The sequence below is a fragment of the Arthrobacter sp. K4-10C genome, assembly GCF_059090085.1.
This window is the reverse complement of the sequence record NZ_JBNHFI010000009.1, coordinates 59,459-77,237: the sequence shown is the minus strand read 5'-3', so window position 1 is coordinate 77,237 and position 17,779 is coordinate 59,459. Positions and strand designations below refer to the sequence as shown.

Annotated in this window: 15 protein-coding genes and 2 tRNA genes; 15 read left to right on the top strand and 2 right to left on the bottom strand. The window is 66.1% G+C overall.

What is annotated here, in order from left to right; genetic code table 11:
* Positions 1-27 precede the first annotated feature (27 nt).
* The 13 genes from metG to AC5RUU_RS13725 all read left to right on the top strand — a co-directional run bounded on the left by metG (position 28) and on the right by AC5RUU_RS13725 (position 14,116).
* Positions 28-1,587 (top strand): methionine--tRNA ligase, encoded by a 1,560-nt coding sequence (gene metG, locus AC5RUU_RS13785; protein WP_493975768.1) that lies wholly within the window; start codon positions 28-30, stop codon positions 1,585-1,587.
* A gap of 260 nt (positions 1,588-1,847) precedes the next feature.
* Complete coding sequence (locus AC5RUU_RS13780; RefSeq protein WP_493975767.1) at positions 1,848-2,726, top strand: hypothetical protein; 879 nt, start codon at positions 1,848-1,850, stop codon at positions 2,724-2,726.
* 95 nt (positions 2,727-2,821) lie between these two features.
* A complete protein-coding gene (locus AC5RUU_RS13775) occupies positions 2,822-3,553 on the top strand; it encodes a class F sortase (RefSeq protein WP_493975766.1) in 732 nt (243 codons plus the stop codon).
* Between the two features lie 46 nt (positions 3,554-3,599).
* On the top strand, positions 3,600-4,652 hold the full coding sequence (locus AC5RUU_RS13770; protein ID WP_493975765.1) for a 3-isopropylmalate dehydrogenase: 1,053 nt from the start codon (positions 3,600-3,602) through the stop codon (positions 4,650-4,652).
* Between the two features lie 105 nt (positions 4,653-4,757).
* Positions 4,758-5,870, top strand: a complete 1,113-nt coding sequence (locus AC5RUU_RS13765; protein WP_493975764.1) for a branched-chain amino acid aminotransferase — start codon at positions 4,758-4,760, stop codon at positions 5,868-5,870.
* A 345-nt stretch (positions 5,871-6,215) separates the two neighbouring features.
* On the top strand, positions 6,216-7,016 hold the full coding sequence (locus AC5RUU_RS13760; protein ID WP_493975763.1) for an MBL fold metallo-hydrolase: 801 nt from the start codon (positions 6,216-6,218) through the stop codon (positions 7,014-7,016).
* A 60-nt stretch (positions 7,017-7,076) separates the two neighbouring features.
* Positions 7,077-7,853 carry a fumarylacetoacetate hydrolase family protein gene (locus tag AC5RUU_RS13755; protein WP_493975762.1) on the top strand — a complete coding sequence of 259 codons (777 nt, stop codon included), beginning with the start codon at positions 7,077-7,079 and terminating at the stop codon, positions 7,851-7,853.
* 55 nt (positions 7,854-7,908) lie between these two features.
* Positions 7,909-9,423, top strand: coding sequence for a glutamate--tRNA ligase (gene gltX, locus AC5RUU_RS13750; RefSeq protein WP_493975761.1), 1,515 nt, complete (start codon positions 7,909-7,911; stop codon positions 9,421-9,423).
* Positions 9,423-10,199 (top strand): HAD family hydrolase, encoded by a 777-nt coding sequence (locus AC5RUU_RS13745; RefSeq protein WP_493975760.1) that lies wholly within the window; start codon positions 9,423-9,425, stop codon positions 10,197-10,199. The genes gltX and AC5RUU_RS13745 overlap by 1 nt, the downstream gene beginning before the upstream one ends.
* 67 nt (positions 10,200-10,266) lie before the next feature.
* A tRNA-Gln gene (locus AC5RUU_RS13740) sits at positions 10,267-10,338 on the top strand.
* A 130-nt stretch (positions 10,339-10,468) separates the two neighbouring features.
* Positions 10,469-10,544: transfer RNA gene (locus tag AC5RUU_RS13735), tRNA-Glu, on the top strand.
* A gap of 186 nt (positions 10,545-10,730) precedes the next feature.
* Positions 10,731-12,503 (top strand): dynamin family protein, encoded by a 1,773-nt coding sequence (locus AC5RUU_RS13730; RefSeq protein WP_493975759.1) that lies wholly within the window; start codon positions 10,731-10,733, stop codon positions 12,501-12,503.
* Complete coding sequence (locus AC5RUU_RS13725; RefSeq protein WP_493975758.1) at positions 12,500-14,116, top strand: GTPase; 1,617 nt, start codon at positions 12,500-12,502, stop codon at positions 14,114-14,116. Before AC5RUU_RS13730 ends, AC5RUU_RS13725 begins: the two co-directional genes overlap by 4 nt.
* A gap of 35 nt (positions 14,117-14,151) precedes the next feature.
* Here AC5RUU_RS13725 and AC5RUU_RS13720 read toward each other — a convergent pair whose 3' ends face one another.
* Positions 14,152-14,703 carry a DUF1697 domain-containing protein gene (locus AC5RUU_RS13720; protein WP_493975757.1) on the bottom strand — a complete coding sequence of 184 codons (552 nt, stop codon included), beginning with the start codon at positions 14,701-14,703 and terminating at the stop codon, positions 14,152-14,154.
* A gap of 41 nt (positions 14,704-14,744) precedes the next feature.
* Positions 14,745-15,464: an IclR family transcriptional regulator gene (locus AC5RUU_RS13715; RefSeq protein WP_463934024.1), complete on the bottom strand. Its 720-nt coding sequence runs from the start codon at positions 15,462-15,464 to the stop codon at positions 14,745-14,747.
* Between the two features lie 113 nt (positions 15,465-15,577).
* Here AC5RUU_RS13715 and leuC point away from each other — a divergent pair, with 113 nt between their 5' ends.
* Together leuC and leuD are read left to right on the top strand one after the other, a co-directional pair.
* Positions 15,578-17,032, top strand: a complete 1,455-nt coding sequence (gene leuC / locus AC5RUU_RS13710; protein WP_493975756.1) for a 3-isopropylmalate dehydratase large subunit — start codon at positions 15,578-15,580, stop codon at positions 17,030-17,032.
* 8 nt (positions 17,033-17,040) lie between these two features.
* Positions 17,041-17,643, top strand: coding sequence for a 3-isopropylmalate dehydratase small subunit (gene leuD / locus AC5RUU_RS13705; protein ID WP_493975755.1), 603 nt, complete (start codon positions 17,041-17,043; stop codon positions 17,641-17,643).
* Positions 17,644-17,779 lie beyond the last annotated feature (136 nt).

Below are 17,779 nucleotides of genomic sequence, written 5' to 3'. Positions count from 1 at the left end.
CTCCGCACCGAAGGTAACTGTCCGCACGTGACTGCTTCAGAGAAAACGCCGTTCTACATCACCACGGCCATCACCTACCCCAACGGGGTGCCGCACATCGGCCACGCCTACGAGTACATTGCCACGGACGCCATGGCGCGCTTCAAGCGGTTGGACGGCTATGACGTGATGTTCCTGACCGGCACTGACGAGCACGGAATGAAGATCGCCCAGACGGCCGAGAAGGAAGGCATCACGCCCAAGGAGCTGGTGGACCGGAATGCAGAGGTCTACAAGGCGGCACACGCCGCCCTGGGCATCACGTACGACCGCTTCATCCGCACTACGGACGCCGACCACTATGCGGCATCGCAGGCGATTTGGAAAAAGATGGAAGCCAATGGCGACATCTACCTGTCCAAGTACGAGGGCTGGTATTCCGTCCGTGACGAGGCGTTCTACGGCGAAGACGAAACCGTGGTCAAGGACGACGGCGTGCGCTACTCGAAGGAAACGGACACCGAGGTGACGTGGACGGCTGAGGAGAGCTACTTCTTCAGGCTGTCCGCCTACCAGGACAAGCTGCTGGCGCTCTATGAGGCGCAGCCGGAGTTCGGGGCCCCGCAGTCGCGGTTCAACGAGGTCATCAGTTTTGTCCGCCGCGGGCTGGAGGACCTGTCCATCAGCCGCACCACGTTCGACTGGGGCGTGCCGGTCCCGGGCAACGACAAGCACGTCATGTACGTCTGGGTGGACGCCCTGACCAACTACCTCACCGGCGTGGGCTACCCCGACGTTGATTCCGAAAGGTTCCGGAAGTACTGGCCTGCCGATGTCCACATCATCGGCAAGGACATTTCCCGGTTCCACGCCATCTACTGGCCCGCGTTCCTGATGAGTGCCGGGCTGGAGCTGCCCAAACGGGTGATGATCCACGGATTCCTGCACAACAACGGCGTCAAGATGTCCAAATCGCTGGGCAACGTGGTGGCTCCGTCGGACTTCGTGGCGCAGTACGGCCTGGACCAGGTGCGGTTCTTCTTCCTCCGCGAGGTCCCCTTCGGCGCCGACGGAAGCTACAACCATGAAGCCATCGTGGGCAGGATGAATTCGGACCTCGCCAACAACTTCGGAAACCTGGCCCAGCGGTCCCTGTCCATGGTTGCCAAGAACTGCGGCGGCGCCGTTCCCCGGCCGGGGGAGTTCACTGCCACCGATACGGCCCTCCTCGAGCAGGCCGGGGGACTCCTGGAAGCTGCCCGTGCCGCGTTCGGGAAGCAGGAATTCAGCCGTGCCCTCGAAGCCATCTGGGCCGTGCTGGGTGACACCAACGCCTACTTCGCCGACCAGGCACCGTGGGTCCTGCGGAAGACCGACGTCGAACGCATGAACACCGTGTTGTACGTGACGCTTGAGGTGCTGCGGATCGTGGCCATCCTGGCCCAGCCGGTGATGCCCGCCGCCACGGGGAAGCTGCTGGAGAGCCTGGGCCAGCCCGACGGCGAAGCACGGCAGTTCTCCGCCATCGCCACTCCCATTGCCGCCGGCACCGCCCTTCCGGCACCCGCTCCAGTCTTTCCGAAGTACGAGGAGCCGGCGGAGGCATAAAGTGCTGGCCCGGGCCCTGCCTGCCCGGGCCAGGCGCGCCAAAAGCACGTAGTGTGCCGCTTCCCAATATGAGTACTGGCTACTGGAGATTCACCGGGGTACTCAACATAGCCTGTTGCTGTTAGCAAACTGATGATTCGCATCTGGGAGAACCGTCGCCCCGATGCCGTCTGTTTGCCTTTTTAATGTCGTCACCCGGGGCGCCGTTTTCCTGGACGTTTTTCGTCAGTTTGAAGCAGACGAAGGACGGAGACGGAAAAATGAAACGGATCCTTGCCGCACTTGGGGTTACAAGCCTCGCGCTCCTGGGTGCTTCGGGCCCCGCATTCGCTACGGATGACCCGCCCGGTGGAGGTGAAAAGATCACCATCTGCCACGCCACGGGATCGGCGACCAACCCGTACGTGCCGGTGACCATCAACCTCAACGGGCTTAACGGCCACGTTGGGCACCAGCACGAAGAGGACATCATTCCCGCCAACAACGGGAAGGTCCTTCCCGGTGGCCAAAACCTGGACAAGGTGGACTGGTGGAACGCAGGCTGTGCCAAGCCGGGCGGAAATCCGCACCATCCACCGCAGGACAAAGACAAGGACAAGGACAAGGACAAGGACAAGGACAACGACAAGAAGATCACCATCTGCCATGCCACTGGTTCGGACAGCAACCCCTACGTGGTCATCACCATTGCACTGCAGGGACTTAGCGGACATGCAGGGGCCCACCACCAGCACAGCGAAGACATCATTCCGCCGAACAGCGGGAAGGTGATTCCTGCCGGCCAGAACTGGACAGCTGAAGGCCAGGCGACCTACAACAACGGCTGCGTTCCGGTGAAGACGCCGCCGGTAGTCCCGCCGGTTCAGCCTCCGGCGGTCGTGCCTCCGGCGGTCGTTCCTCCGGCACCGCCCGCGGGCGCCGTGGTGCCCGGCCCCAAGCCTGCCGGTGCTGTTCCCGGCGGCGCCGGCGCAGTTGCGGCGAACAACCAGGGCTTCAACGTGCAGACGGCCGTGGCTGACAACCAGGACCCGGGACTTGCTCCCTGGCTCGGCGGTGTTGCAGCTGTGCTGCTCGCCGGCGCTGCCATCGCAGCCCGGCAGTCGTCAGGCGGTGCAGCCCTGGGCAAGCACCTCAAGTAGGGCACCGGCTGCCGTTCCCGCGGCAGCCGGCCTAGGAACGGGCGAGGCGCCGTGCGGGACATTGGCACGGCGCCCTGCTCCCGAGAGGTATCCAGATGAACGGACTTTCCTCAAGAGAACCTGACGAGGACACCTCCGCCCGGCCAAGCGGTCTGGCGGACCACCTGTCACGCGTGCGGCTCCTCACCGCCGCCGGCCTGCTGGCTGGCCTGGCATGCATCATGGTGCTATTGCTGCCGTCCCTGGCAGGACCGGGCGGACGTGCCCCCCATCCAGGCGGCAGCCCGCCGTCGGCTTCCGCCACCCCGTCGCCGCCGGCATGGTCAGGCACGAATGCCGCCGAACCCTCCGCCGTGCCGCCGTCGCACATCCAAACCCCCGCCGGACCGCCGGCAGCGCCGCCGCAGCACCTCGTGTATCCCGCGGCCGGCATCGATGTGGTGGTCCATCCCCTGGACCCCACTGCGGAGGACCGGGAACGCCAGACCATCGTTCCGCCGGCGACGATGGACGGGTACTGGCTCACACCCTATGGCGTACCTGGAGCCGGTTCCACCAACACCACGTACATCGTGGGCCACAGCTGGCAGGACCAGGAGGCACCGTTCAACCGCCTCAGCACCAACGCCGCTGCCGGTGACCTGCTGACAGTGGAAACCTCAGCTGGTGAACTGACATACCGGGTGGAGTCCGTCACCACCTACGTGAAATCCGGCCTGAAGGACAGCCCCATCTGGGCGGTGGCGCCGAACAGGCTGGTGCTGGTTTCCTGCTACACGGATGATCTCTGGGGAACCAATGTGGTCGTCGTCGCCTCGCCCGCATAGTGAGACGGCTTGACCAGCATATGGATGACTTGGCTACCCTGAAACTATGAGCGCATCCTCCATCGATCTGGCAGTTATACCCGGTGACGGCATTGGCCCCGAGGTCATCGCCGAGGCAGTCAAAGTCCTGGAAAAGGCTGTCGCGGCGGAGGGTGTGGAGCTCAACCAGACCCACTACAAGCTCGGCGCGGAGCACTGGCTGGCCACGGGGGAGACCCTGCCGGACGAGGTCCTCGCCGACCTGCGGACCAGGGATGCCATCCTCTTTGGTGCGGTGGGTGCCGCACCCGGCGATACCCGCATCCCCTCAGGCATTATCGAGCGCGAGATGCTCCTGAAGCTCCGCTTCAGCCTGGACCACTTCGTCAACCTGCGGCCGTCGCGGCTGTACGGAACTGTGGGCAGCCCGCTGGCCAACCCGGGAACCATCGACTTCATCGTGGTCCGCGAAGGAACCGAAGGCCCGTACGTGGGAAACGGCGGCAGCCTGCGCGCCGGCACCCCCCACGAGGTGGCCACCGAGGTATCCCTGAACACCGCGCACGGCGTGGAGCGAGTGGTCAGGGACGCCTTCCGCCGCGCCAGCGCCCGGGAACGCAAGCACGTCACCCTGGTCCACAAGCACAACGTCCTGGTCTACGCCGGGCATCTGTGGAAGCGCACGGTCGAGGCGGTGGCCAAGGAATTCCCGGAGGTCACCCACGACTACCTGCACGTGGACGCCGCAACCATCTTCATGGTCACGAATCCGTCCCGCTTCGACGTAATCGTCACCGACAACCTTTTCGGTGACATCCTCACCGACCTGGCCGCCGCCGTCACCGGAGGCATCGGCCTGGCCGCATCCGGCAACATCAACATGGACCGCACCGCGCCGTCCATGTTTGAACCGGTCCACGGCTCAGCCCCGGACATCGCCGGGCAGGGCAAAGCAGATCCGACGGCCGCCATCCTCTCCGCCGCGCTCCTGCTTGACCACCTCGGCTACACCGCCGCGGCCCGCAGGATCGAGGCAGCGGTGGTAGCCGACGTCGAGAAGCGGGACGGCGGCGTCCGCAGCACCAGCGCGATCGGCGACGCGATCGCCGCCGGGCTCTAACCCCCGCGCCGAGGCTTCCTGCATCGGGCGTAAGCTTGTCTCGAATCACCAAATGCCGCCCTGCCGTTCAGTGCTGAACCCGGGGCGGCCGATCGTGGAGGAACCATGACCCAGACTGCCCACGGCGTCGAATTCAGCCAGCAGCCCTCGGCCAACCCGAAGTCTGCTGAAGAGCGTGCAGCCATCCTGGCGAACCCGGGATTCGGCAACTACTTCACCGACCACACCGCCATCGTCGACTACAGCGTCGACGAGAACGGCAACGGCGGCTGGCACAACCCCCGGGTGGAAGCCTACGGACCCATTTCCCTGGACCCGTCGGCTGCCGTGCTGCACTACGGGCAGGAAATCTTTGAGGGGCTCAAGGCTTACCGCCACGCGGACGGCTCGGTATGGACGTTCCGTGCAGAAGCCAACGCCGCCCGCCTGAACAAGTCCGCGCGCAGGCTCGCCCTTCCCGAGCTTCCGGCCGAGTACTTCCTCGGCGCCATCCGCGAGCTTGTGGCTGCCGACAAGGAATGGGTCCCGGACGGTGACGGCGAGTCCCTGTACCTGCGCCCGTTCATGATTGCCACCGAAGCATTCCTGGGCGTGCGTGCCGCGCGTGAGGTTTCCTTCCGGGTGATCGCCTCGCCGGCAGGCAACTACTTCGGCGGGGAGCTCAAGCCCGTGTCCATCTGGATTTCCCGGGAGTACGCCCGTGCAGGCCGGGGCGGCACCGGTGCAGCCAAGTGCGGCGGAAACTACGCCGCCTCGCTCATCGCGCAGCAGGAAGCCGAAGCCAACGGCTGCAAGCAGGTGCTGTTCCTGGACCAGCTCAACGACAACGCCGTCGAAGAACTGGGAGGCATGAACGTGTTCTTCGTCATGAAGGACGGCTCGCTCGCCACCCCTGCGCTCACCGGAACCATCCTTGAAGGCGTCACCCGGATGTCCGTCATCCAGGTGGCCAAGGACATGGGCCGCGAGGTCGCCGAACGCAAGATCACCCTGGACGAGTGGCGCGACGGCGTCGCGTCCGGCGACATTGCCGAAGTCTTTGCCTGCGGCACCGCGGCCGTGATCACCCCGATCGGTGTGCTGAAGGACGCAACGGAGTTCATCGGCTCCGAAGACGCGAAGGCGGGGGAGACCACCATGGCCATCCGGGAGAGGCTGCTTGGCATCCAGACCGGCACATCCCCGGACACCCACGGCTGGCTGACCCGCCTGGCCTGAGTCAGGATGAATCTCCGAGAGTGACGACGGCGCCTGCCGGGCTTCTGCCCGGCAGGCGCCGTTTGGTTTGCAGGGGCAGGGCGCCGCGGATCCTAAGCCTGTTGGCACAACAGGGCCTTGGAGCCCAGGTCTTGCGGGCAAGCCAAGGAAAGACCCGGCGACGGCGCTTCAGCGTTGGCGAGGAGTTCTGCAAGGGTTGTTGCGCTGCTCATTTTCGGTTCCGGCTTCCTGGTCAAGTGGCGTGACTGTCCCCGGTCGTCAACCCTGGCCGTCAGCCCTTCTATTCCGGCGGGAGTCTATGGGCCCGGGCTGCGGACATTCGGCCGTCGATGCAAGGATGGGGCAGTGACTTCAGATTCCGGCCCCAAACTGCAGCGCAGTTCAGCACTCACACAGTTCATTCTTGCCCCCAATCCCGGTCCCATGAGCCTGGACGGGACAAACTCGTACGTCCTCCGGGCAGCCGGCCATCCGTCAGCTGTCATCGTTGATCCCGGCCCTTCCAACGAAACACACCTGCTAGCCTTGGCGCAGGCCGGAGACGTGGAACTGATCCTCGTCACGCACCGGCACGCGGACCACACCGCGGGCTCGGCCCGGCTGCAGGAACTGACGGGCGCCCCGGTCCGTGCCGCGGACCCTGCCCACTGCCACGGCGCCGGAGAACCCCTCCGGGACGGTGAACTGATCCACGCGGCAGGCCTGGACATGACGGTCCTTGCCACCCCCGGCCACACGTCGGATTCCCTCTGCTTCCACTTGGCTGGCGACGGCGCCCACGGCTCGGTGCTGACCGGCGATACGATCCTGGGCAGGGGCACCACCATGCTTGATTTCCCGGACGGCACACTGGGCGACTACCTCGCCACGCTGGACAGGCTTGAGGCACTCGGACCCGCCACCGTCCTGCCGGCTCACGGCCCGTTGCTTCCCTCGCTGGAGGCCGTTGCGCGTGAGTACCGCCTCCACCGGCAGGAGCGGCTCGGCCAGATCCGTGAGGCGCTCCGCCTTCTGGGCCGGGACGCAACCGTCGGTGAGGTGGCCGACGCCGTCTATGCCGACGTCGGACCTTCCGTCCGCCGCGCCGCTGAAATGTCCGTTGCTGCCCAGTTGCACTACCTGCGCGAAGAGGCCGGGCGGCAATAGGCCGCACGCCGGCACCGGCCGGGCGCTGGCCAGCCGGAGCGGAACGGTAGGGTAGGGACCATGCGTATTGCCAGGTTTGTTGTCGATTCTGATCCCCTCTACGGAGTTGTTGAAGGTGCTGCGGGCAGTGAGGAAATCACGGTCATCCACGGAGACCCCTTCTTCAACGGTGTTGAGCGCACGTCCGTCCGCCACAAGCTGGAGGACGTCCGGCTGCTGGCGCCCATCATTCCGCGCAGCAAAGTCATTGGCGTGGGGCGGAACTTCGTGGAGCACGCACATGAGCTTGGCAACGAGGTGCCCGTACAGCCGCTCCTGTTCCTGAAGCCCAACACCGCCGTCGTGGGCCCCAACGATCCTGTGGTGCTGCCGGAATTTTCCGAGGAAGTCTCGTTCGAGGCGGAACTGTGCGTGGTCATCGGCCGGATCTGCAAAGACGTTCCAGAAGACCGCGTGGACGACGTCATCTTCGGCTACACCTGCGGCAACGACCTCACGGCCCGCGACGTCCAGAAGACCGACCTGCAGTGGACGCGGGCCAAGGGCTTCGACACCTCAGCCCCGCTGGGACCGTGGATCGAGACCGACCTGGATACCGAGGACCTCCAGATCCAGGGGCGGCTGAATGGCGAAGTGCGCCAGGACGGCAGCACCAGCCAGATGATCCGCGGGGTCCGCGAACTGGTGTCCGTGGTCTCGCAGGCCTTCACCCTACTGCCCGGCGACGTCATCATGACGGGCACCCCGGCGGGGGTGGGCCTGGTTAACGCGGGGGACCGCTTCGAGGTGGAGATCGAAGGAATCGGGCGGCTCTCCAACCCGATCGTCCGCCGCTGACTCCAGGCGGCGGGCGAAAGACCGGGGGCGGCCAGGCGGTAAAGTTGAAGCCACTATGACTACAGCTTCTGCACCGCCTGCTGCCTCCATCCCGCCCGTCACCGCCGAGACACCCGTCCGGGTCCGCTTCTGCCCGTCGCCAACGGGAACCCCGCACGTCGGCCTGATCCGGACGGCCCTGTTCAACTGGGCCTACGCCCGGCACACCAAGGGCACCATGGTGTTCCGGATTGAGGACACCGACTCGGCGCGGGACAGTGAGGAGAGCTACCACCAGCTGCTGGACGCGCTGAAGTGGCTTGGCATCGACTGGGACGAGGGTGTGGAAGTCGGCGGACCGCACGAGCCGTACCGGCAGTCCCAGCGCAGCGACATCTACCAGGACGTCATCAAGCGGCTCCGCGACGGCGGACACATCTACGAGTCCTTCTCCACTCCGGAGGAGATTGAGGCCCGCCACCGTGCAGCAGGACGCGACCCGAAGCTGGGCTATGACGGCTTCGACCGGCATCTGACCGAGGAGCAGCTCGCCCAGTACAAGGCTGAGGGCCGCGAGGCTGTGCTTCGTCTTCGGATGCCCGACGAGGACATCACCTTCAACGACCTGGTCCGCGGCGAAATCACCTTCCGCGCCGGGTCCGTGCCGGACTTCGCCGTAGTGCGCGCCAACGGTGCCCCCCTCTACACCCTGGTCAACCCGGTGGACGATGCTTTGATGGGCATTACCCATGTGCTGCGCGGCGAGGACCTGCTCAGCTCCACGCCACGGCAGATCGCGCTGTACCGCGCCCTGCATGCGGTGGGCGTTGCCAAGTACATGCCGGAGTTCGGCCACCTGCCCTACGTCATGGGCCAGGGCAACAAGAAGCTTTCCAAGCGCGACCCCGAGTCCAGCCTCTTCCTGCACCGTGAACGCGGCTTCATTCCGGAGGGTCTGCTCAACTATCTCTCGCTGCTGGGCTGGTCGCTCAGCGCCGATGAGGACATCTTCACCGTGGACCAGCTCGTGGAGCATTTCGATATCCACGACGTCCTGGGCAACCCGGCCCGTTTCGACCTCAAGAAGGCCGAGGCCATCAACGGAACGCACGTGCGGATGCTTCCTCCCGAGGTGTTCAGGGAGCGCCTTGCGCCTTACCTCCGTGCCGCTGACCTGGTGGGGGAAATCCTGACCGACCGCGAGGAGGAAATCCTCACCGAGGCGGCGCCGCTGATCCAGGAGCGCATCACCCTGCTGGGCGAGGCCCCGGAAATGCTTGCCTTCCTTTTCAAGCCGGACGATGCCATCGACATTGCCGACGACGCCCGCAAGGGCCTGCCCCAAAACCTGGAAGAAGTCCTGGATGCGGCCATCACCGCGCTTGAACCCGTGGATGACTGGACCCCGGATAACATCCAGACGGCACTCAAGCAGGCGCTCGTGGAGGACCTGGGCATCAAACCGCGCCTCGCATTCGGTCCGGTCCGTACTGCCGTGTCCGGCCGGCGGATCTCGCCGCCGCTGTTTGAGTCCATGGTGATTCTGGGCAAGGAATCGTCCCTGCGCCGGCTCCGGGCCTTCCGCGGCTGATGACTGTTCCCGGCAAGGCGCGCGGCGTCCTGGAAACACCCTTCGGGACTGTGCGGGGCGTGCTCTTCGACATTGACGACACCCTGGTTGACCTCGAATATTCGATGACCACTGCCTTGCGGGAGGTCAGCGAACACCTCCTGCCCGGCCTGGACCAGGCCGGGTGGGAGCGGTTCGGCCGCATTTTCACCCACGAGACCACGCACTACTACGACCAGTACCTTGCCGGTGAGCTGACGTTCAACGAGCAACGCCTGCTCCGTGGCCGTGCGGCACTGGGCCACTTCGGCGTGGAACTGGCCGACGGTGAGGAATCGCACCAGTGGCTCAGCGACTACATGGAGCGGCAGCCTGCGTACGTCAAGCCTTTCCCCGACGTGCTGCCGCTGCTCGACATTCTGGACAGCGCGGGCGTCCCCTACGGGGCGGTCAGCAACAATGTGCACGACTATCAGCGCGCCAAGCTGGACAGCGCCGGCCTGGAGCGCGTCGCGCGGCTGGTGGGAACGGACACTCTCGGTGTGGCAAAACCCAATCCCGCGATCTACCTTGAGGGCGTCCGGCTCCTGGGGACGGCTGCCGCCGAAACGCTTTACGTGGGGGACAACCGGCTGCTGGACGCGGAGGGTTCGACGGCGGCCGGCCTGCTGGGCGTTTGGCTCAACCGGACCGGGGAACGGGTCGAGGGTTTCGCCGGCGGCATGGTCGCCTCCCTGGATCAGCTGGTCAGCCAAGTCACACCCAACGGATTTGTGCGAGCCGAAAGTCTCGGGTAAAGTAATTTCTCGTGCTGAGGCGCACGGAGCAGGGTGAATGCCCTGAAAACCGGCCCGAAAGTGACATTGGGATATGGTGTAATTGGCAACACTACGGTTTCTGGTACCGTCATTCTAGGTTCGAGTCCTGGTATCCCAGCTCTGGTCTGAGCATCGGTTTTCCGGTCCCGGAACGGAAGGTTTCAAACGGTCTGCCGATTTGAAACCAAAGCGAAGTGTGTGAAACAATCACTGAGCTTGACCAGCGGAAACGCTGGCAGGAAGTACACGGCCCCATCGTATAGCGGCCTAGTACGCCGCCCTCTCACGGCGGTAACGCGGGTTCGAATCCCGCTGGGGTCACCAACGAATGGTCCCGGGCACAAGCCCGGGACCATTTCTGTTTCCTCCTCAACTCCGAATTCGGCGGCTCACGCGGGTCCTCCCCGCAGAACGGACTATTCCCCCTTTCCTTTCACGGGGAGTTGACCATTAGTAGGGGAACCAGCCTGCCCCGCATGCCTGGGACCCGTGAGCTGGCATGATGTTGGTGTGACCTCCCGGAACGAGCACGACGACCTCAACCAGCCGGAGCGGACCGCGGAAGCGGTGGCGTTGCTGGAAAGTGTGCGGAGCGCTCTTGCGGACGTCACTTTGCCCCTGGCCCTGCCCGGTGCCGGCCACGCCCGGCTTGACGCGGCCAACGCACTAAGCCAGCTGGATGACTACATTCTTCCGCGTTACCGCAGCCTGGACGCCCCGCTGCTCGCGGTCGTCGGAGGTTCCACCGGTGCCGGGAAGTCAACCCTTGTAAATGCGCTCGCAGGCCATCCGGTAACCCGGGCAGGGGCAATCCGGCCCACCACCCGCCAGCCCATCCTGCTGCACAATCCGTCGGAGGCAGCCTGGTTCGAGGGACAGCGTGTTCTTCCCGGCCTTAGCAGGATCCGCGGGACCCTGGCAGGGGCCCAGGGTCCCGCCGCCCAGTCAGGGCCAACTCCTGACGCCGCACCGTCGTCGTCCCTTGTCCTGCTGGCAGATCCGGCCGTTCCCGCCGGGATCGCCCTGCTGGACGCGCCGGACGTGGACTCCATCTCGGACGAAAACAGGAAGCTCGCGGGGCAGCTGCTGGCGGCAGCCGACCTCTGGGTCTTTGTCACCACGGCCAACCGGTATGCCGATGCCGTTCCCTGGAAACTGCTGCTGGACGCGGCCGGACGGGACATCATGGTGGCGGTGGTGCTGGACCGGGTGCCGCCGGGTGCGGAGGCTGAAGTCAGCGAGGACCTGCGGTCGCTACTGGACAGCGAAGGCCTGGGAGCTGCGCAGCTGTTTATCATCCCCGAGACCGCGCTGGATTCGCTGGGCATGCTGCCGGGTGGAACGGTCAGTCCGCTGGCCGCATGGCTGGAGAACCTCGCCGCCGATACTGCTGCCCGTTCCGCTGTTGCCCGGCGGACCCTGAACGGTGCAATCAGGACACTGGCCGCCCGGGTTGCCGCCATAGCCCTGGCCTCAGCCGAGCAGCAGCGCGCAGCCGCCAGCCTTGAATCCGCCGCCGTGTCCGCGTACAGGGACGCGGGAAAACGCATCATGGACGCCACCAGGGACGGCGCGCTCCTCCGCGGCGAAGTCCTCGCGCGTTGGCAGGACTTCGTGGGCACCGGCGAGTTCTTCCGGGCGCTGGAACAGAACGTGGGCCGCTTCCGGGACCGGCTTGGCGCCTTCTTCCGCGGCGAACCCCCTCCCGCCGTGCAGGTGGAGGCTGCCATCGAGACAGGCCTGCAGGCCGTGATCCTGGACGAGGCAGCCAACGCTGCGGAGGAGACCGACCAGCGCTGGCGGTCCGATCCGGCAGGCCGGCAGTTGCTGGGCGGCGACGACCTCTCCGGCACGGACGCGGGTTTTGCCGAGCGTGCTGCCGCGGAAATCCGCGCCTGGCAGGAGGCACTGATGGAGCTCATCCGAACCGAGGGCCAGGGCAAAAGGACGCAGGCGCGGTGGCTGTCCTTCGGCATCAACGGCCTCGGCGCTGCACTGATGATCGTGGTGTTTTCGATGACGGCGGGATTGACCGGCCTGGAGATTGGTGTTGCCGGCGGAACCGCCGTGATTGGCCAGCGGCTGTTGGAAGCCGTGTTCGGCGAGGACGCCGTCCGCCGGATGGCCGACAAGGCGCGCGAGGACCTCGCTGCCCGCTGCGAGCATCTGCTGCAGGAAGAGCAGCAGAAGTTCCTGCGCCGGCTGCCGGAAACCGGTGACGCCGCGGACCGCTTCCTCACCGCGCAGTCCGATGCCCTGGTCCGGCTGGCAGGCAGCGCGTGAGCCGGCACACCGGTGCCCGGGAGTCCTCCCGGCTGGACGGCCGGCTCCAGGCGCTCAACGATGCCCGGGAACTCGGCGAGGGCGTCCTTCCCGATGAGTCCCTGCAGAACGTGCTGGCTGTCCTGGACAGGGCAACTTCCCGCCGGTCACTGTCCGCGGACCACACCGTGGTGGGCTTCTTCGGTGCCACCGGCAGCGGCAAATCCTCCCTGTTCAATGCGGTCAGCGGCAAGGAAATCGCGACGGCGGCCGCCCGCCGCCCCACAACATCGGAACCTCTGGCCGGTGTCTGGGGAGCAGACGGCAGCGAGCCGCTCCTTGACTGGCTGGAGGTCCGCAGCCGCCATCACGCAGCGGCGGTGGATGGCTTCGCCGACGACGGGACAGGCCTGATCCTGCTGGATTTGCCCGACTTTGACTCGACCCGGGAGGCCAACCGCCAGGTGGTGCAGCGGATGGTGGGACTGGTGGACGTCCTGGTGTGGGTCCTGGATCCGCAAAAGTATGCAGACGCGGCAGTGCACAACGGCTTCCTCGCGCCGCTGGCATCCCATGGTGCCGTCACGCTCGTGGTCCTGAACCAGGTTGACCGGTTGCCTGCACCGGACGTGGAGCCGGTGCTCGAATCCCTCCGGGGCATCCTGGCCCGTGACGGCCTCGGCCAGGTGAAGGTGCTCGCAACTTCCGCTGTGACAGGTGCCGGTGTGGACATGCTGCGGGCCGCCATCCGCGCCGTTGCCGTACAGCGCAAAGCCCAGTCGCAGAGGCTGGCGGCCGACATCACCAAGGCAAGCCAGGACCTGCGGGCAGCCTCGGGGGAGGGGGAGGCCGCCGGGGCGGGGACCGCGGCGAAGTCCAGGCTGGCAGATGAACTGGCAGCGGCCGCAAACGTGCCGGTTGTAGTCGGTGCCGTTGCCCGTTCCTACCGCCTGGAATCCGTGCGCCGGACCGGTTGGCCCGTGACACGTTGGCTCGCCAGGTTCCGCCCGGACCCCCTCCGCCGGCTCAATTTGCGCAGCAACACCCCGGCGGAGCTGAACCGGACGTCACTGCCGCCTGCCGGTGCACCGGAGCGTGCCCGGACGGACGCCGCCGTGCGCACTTTCGCGGACGCCGCCAGCGCGGGCGCGCCCGGGCCGTGGCGTGCTGCCATCAGGGGCGCCGCCCGGGAAGGCCGTGACCGGCTGCCGGACGCACTGGACCAGGCCATCGCCGGAACGGACATCGGCGCCAACCGCAAGTCGTGGTGGTGGGGCATCTTCAACGTGGCGCAATGGCTGGCATTGCTAACGGTGCTGGGCGGGCTCGGCTGGCTCGGCGTGCTGGCCGGCCTGGGCTACTTCCAGATGCCAGTGCCCGAGGTGCCGCGCGTGGAGGGCTGGCCAGTGCCTACCTTGATGATCGCCCTGGGAGTGGTGCTGGGGATCTTCCTGGCCATCACCGGCCGCTTCATCGCGGCCGCCGCTGCCAATGCCAGGGCGGCGAGGGCGCGAAAGCGGCTAAAGAGTGCCGTAGCCCTCGTGGCAGAGGATTTGGTCGTGGAACCGGTGGAGACGGTGGTCAGCCGGCTGGCCGCCTTCAATGCAGCCCTGCGAAGCGCGGGGAAAAGCTAAGGAAACGGCTGGCACCCCGCCTGGTCCGCCCAGTCCTACCCGTCCGCTGGCTCAAGCGCGGCGGCAGCGTCACGTACCTTGATGAGCGTCCGAAGGTTGCGCGTGGTGGTTGCCGACTTGAACTTTGCTTTTGCCGTGATCTTGCTGAAAGGGCTGTCCAGAGTTCCGCCGGCAGGCGCCAGCCAGGCCAGGGCTTCCGGACCGAGCCGTAGTTGCTGGGCGCCCTCAAGTGCCGCGCCCGCCGCGTCCAGGTCATCAAGCACCGCGACGTCCGAGGACAGGGTCACGTAGGTATGGGTGCTCTTGTCATCCTCGGGATAGGGACAGGCGGCCACCAGTTCGGCCAACCGGGCTGAATCCAGGACAACGACCCAGGCCTCATAGCCGAAAACCGCGCGAAGGCACTGTTCACATTCCTTCTTGACGGCGCCGGCATCGAGGGTACTGGTGAGCACCACGTTTCCGCTGGCCAGAAGTGTCCTGGCGTCGGGAAAGCCGCAGGTCTTCAGGGCATCCCTGAGGTCCGACATCCTGATGTTGATCCCGCCCACATTGATGCCGCGGAGAAACACTGCATAGCTGCCCATGGCCACAGCCTAGCGTCCGGACCGGCGCCGGACCGGACACGTCAGTCGTTGTTTTTCCGGAGCGCCTCGGTGAGGATCCGGGCGGCGTTGCACACCACTTCCGCATGGAGCCGGCCGGGCTGGCGGGTGAGCCGCTCGATGGGACCGGAAATCGACACTGCAGCAATCACGCGGCCGGAAGGTCCCCTTACGGGTGCCGAGACTGAGGCAACCCCAGGCTCACGTTCGCCCAGGCTCTGGCCCCAGCCCCGCCGTCGTACGCCCGCCAATACCGTTGGCGTGAAGCGTGCCGACTGCAGGCCCTCCAGCAGCCGGTCGTGGTCCTCCCAGGCGAGCAGGACCTGCGCCGCCGATCCTGCCTTCATGGACAGCTGCGTGCCGACGGGAATGGTGTCGCGAAGGCCGATGGGGCGCTCGGCGGAGGCCACGCACACGCGCCAGTCACCCTGGCGGCGGAAGATCTGGGCACTTTCGCCGGTGGCGTCGCGCAACTGCATGAGCACGGGTCCCGCGGACGCGATCAGGCGGTCCTCGCCTGCGGCCGATGCCAGCTCGACGAGCCTGCTGCCCAGGACGAAGCGGCCCTGGATATCCCGGCTGACCAACCGGTGGTGGACAAGGGCCAGGGCAAGGCGATGGACCGTGGGCCGGGCCAGGCCCGTGGCTGCCACCAGCTGCGCCAGCGTGGTGGGGCCGGCCTCCAGTGCATCAAGCACCTGGGCCGCTTTATCAATGACACCGACTCCACTAGAATTGTCCATGTAATGATATTGCCGTCTCAATATCTGAGATGCAAATCTTTCGGCTGGCGCAGTATGAAGCCGTCCTGATTCAGTTAAACCAATCAGCCAAACAGCAGTGAAGGGAGATGGCCATGGCAAAGACATTGGCCGAGAAAGTCTGGGACGCACACGTGGTGCGCAAAGGCGACGGCGACGGAGCCAACGCCCAGCCCGACCTTCTCTTCATCGACCTCCACCTGGTCCATGAGGTCACGTCCCCGCAGGCGTTTGAGGGCCTGCGGCTCGCCGGACGCAAGCTCCGCCGTCCGGACCTGACCATCGCCACGGAGGACCACAACACTCCGACGCTGGACATCGACAAGCCTATCGCCGACCTGACCAGCCGCACGCAGATCCAGACCCTGCGCAACAACTGCGCCGAGTTCGGTGTCCGGCTGCACAGCCTGGGCGACGCCGAACAGGGCATCGTCCACGTCGTGGGTCCGCAGTTGGGCCTCACCCAGCCTGGGATGACGGTGGTATGCGGCGACTCCCACACCTCCACGCACGGTGCTTTCGGTGCCCTGGCCATGGGTATCGGAACCTCCGAGGTGGAGCACGTCATGGCCACCCAAACGCTCTCCCTGAAGCCGTTCAAGACCATGGCGATCAATGTCGAGGGAACACTGCGTCCGGGCGTCACCGCAAAAGACATCATCCTGGCGGTCATAGCCAAGATCGGCACCGGCGGAGGCCAGGGGTACGTCCTTGAGTACCGCGGCTCGGCGATCCGCGCGCTGTCCATGGAAGCGCGGATGACCATCTGCAACATGTCGATCGAAGCCGGTGCCCGTGCCGGCATGGTGGCTCCGGACGAAACCACCTACGCCTACATGAAAGGCCGCCCGCATGCGCCCGAGGGCGCGGACTGGGATGCCGCCGTCGAGTACTGGAACACCTTGAGGACCGACGACGACGCCACCTTCGACGCCCAGGTGGACCTGGACGCCGACACGCTGGAGCCCTTCGTCACCTGGGGCACCAACCCCGGCCAGGGCGTCTCGCTGTCCGAAGCGGTGCCCTCGCCGGAGGACTTCGGCGACGAGAACGCCAAAGCCGCCGCCGAGCGCGCCCTGCAGTACATGGGGCTGGAGGCGGGCACGCCGATGAAGGACATCCGCGTGGACACCGTCTTCCTTGGTTCCTGCACCAACTCCCGGATCGAGGACCTCCGCGCAGCGGCGGACATCATCCGCGGCCGGGAAAAGGACCCGAAGGTCCGCATGCTAGTGGTGCCCGGCTCCGCGCGGGTCCGCCTGGAGGCCGAGGCTGAGGGCCTGGACCGCGTGTTCAAGGACTTTGGTGCCGAGTGGCGGTTCGCCGGCTGCTCCATGTGCCTGGGCATGAACCCGGACCAGCTGGAACCGGGGGAGCGCTGCGCCTCCACCTCCAACCGCAACTTCGAAGGACGCCAGGGCAAAGGCGGCCGCACCCACCTGGTTTCGCCTGTGGTGGCAGCCGCCACGGCCGTCCGGGGCACGCTCAGCTCGCCGTCCGACCTTGAACCGGCGCCCGAACCCGCAGCCATCCGCACCGACGCAGCCTAGGACACACCATGGAAAAGTTCACCAAGCACACCGGCATCGGCGTCCCGCTGCGCCAGAGCAACGTTGACACGGACCAGATCATCCCCGCGGTCTACCTCAAGCGGATCACCCGCACCGGCTTCGAGGACGCGCTCTTCTCGGCCTGGCGCAAGGACCCTTCCTTCATCCTGAACCAGGAGCCGTTCAGCGCCGGATCGGTGCTGGTGGCCGGACCGGATTTCGGCACCGGGTCATCGCGGGAACACGCGGTGTGGGCGCTCAAGGACTACGGCTTCAAGGCGGTCCTCTCTTCCCGGTTCGCCGACATATTCCGCGGCAACTCCGGCAAGCAGGGACTCCTGGCAGCGCAGGTGGCGCAGGACGACATCGAACTGATCTGGAAAGAGCTGGAGAACGCTCCCGGCACTGAGGTCACGGTGGACCTGGAGTCCAAGACGGTGGTCTGCGGCAACATCGTCGCACCGTTTGATATTGATGATTACACCCGCTGGCGCCTGCTCGAGGGCCTTGACGACATTGGCCTTACCCTGCAGCACGAGGCGGACATCACGGCGTACGAAGCGACCCGGCCCGCTTTCAAGCCGAAAACCCTGCCGGCCCGGCTTTCCTAGCCCTGCCCATAGCCGCCATCCGCAGTGCCCGGGCCCCGCGACACCCCGTCCGCGGGGCCCGCGTATTTCGGTTCGGTAACACGACCTCCTATGCTTGGGTGGAGCCTTTGCAAGGACTTGGGGCGAGTAATCGTGA

Bases quoted from the DNA above. Each gene is read 5' to 3' on its own strand.
- AC5RUU_RS13780 (WP_493975767.1), top strand. From the start codon at position 1,848: ATGAAACGGATCCTTGCCGCACTTGGGGTTACAAGCCTCGCGCTCCTG.
- AC5RUU_RS13775 (WP_493975766.1), top strand. From the start codon at position 2,822: ATGAACGGACTTTCCTCAAGAGAACCTGACGAGGACACCTCCGCCCGG.
- AC5RUU_RS13770 (WP_493975765.1), top strand. From the start codon at position 3,600: ATGAGCGCATCCTCCATCGATCTGGCAGTTATACCCGGTGACGGCATT.
- AC5RUU_RS13765 (WP_493975764.1), top strand. From the start codon at position 4,758: ATGACCCAGACTGCCCACGGCGTCGAATTCAGCCAGCAGCCCTCGGCC.
- AC5RUU_RS13755 (WP_493975762.1), top strand. From the start codon at position 7,077: ATGCGTATTGCCAGGTTTGTTGTCGATTCTGATCCCCTCTACGGAGTT.
- gltX (WP_493975761.1), top strand. From the start codon at position 7,909: ATGACTACAGCTTCTGCACCGCCTGCTGCCTCCATCCCGCCCGTCACC.
- AC5RUU_RS13745 (WP_493975760.1), top strand. From the start codon at position 9,423: ATGACTGTTCCCGGCAAGGCGCGCGGCGTCCTGGAAACACCCTTCGGG.
- AC5RUU_RS13720 (WP_493975757.1), bottom strand. From the start codon at position 14,703: ATGGGCAGCTATGCAGTGTTTCTCCGCGGCATCAATGTGGGCGGGATC.
- AC5RUU_RS13715 (WP_463934024.1), bottom strand. From the start codon at position 15,464: ATGGACAATTCTAGTGGAGTCGGTGTCATTGATAAAGCGGCCCAGGTG.
- leuC (WP_493975756.1), top strand. From the start codon at position 15,578: ATGGCAAAGACATTGGCCGAGAAAGTCTGGGACGCACACGTGGTGCGC.
- leuD (WP_493975755.1), top strand. From the start codon at position 17,041: ATGGAAAAGTTCACCAAGCACACCGGCATCGGCGTCCCGCTGCGCCAG.